The organism is Microtetraspora sp. NBRC 13810, from assembly GCF_030268685.1.
Lineage (GTDB): Bacteria > Actinomycetota > Actinomycetes > Streptosporangiales > Streptosporangiaceae > BSRQ01.
In genome coordinates, this window is the sequence record NZ_BSRQ01000104.1 from 1 (window position 1) to 255 (window position 255).

At 65.5% G+C, this 255-nt stretch carries 1 protein-coding gene; it reads left to right on the top strand.

Translation table 11 applies throughout. The annotated features are described in order from the left end of the window. On the top strand, positions 1-255 hold a 255-nt coding region (locus QSK26_RS41630; RefSeq protein WP_285780882.1), incomplete at both ends, for a transposase family protein.

The following is a 255-nucleotide window of genomic DNA, read 5'->3' on the forward strand; positions in this document are numbered from 1 at the left end:
TGAGTGCGGCCCGGATCTGGGGCATCCTGCGTGCGTTGGAACATGCTGGGATCGTCGTCCTGGCGGACAAGGGCTACCAAGGAGCCGAACGCCCGGTCATCACTCCGTACAAGGGCAGGAACAAGCCTGAGCCGCAGAAACAGGCCAATCGGTCACACGCTCGCCTTCGCGGCCCGGGTGAGCGTGCGAACGCCCAGCTCAAGAGCTGGCGGATCCTCCGCAAGCTCCGATGTAGCCCCGGCAAAGCCGGACACC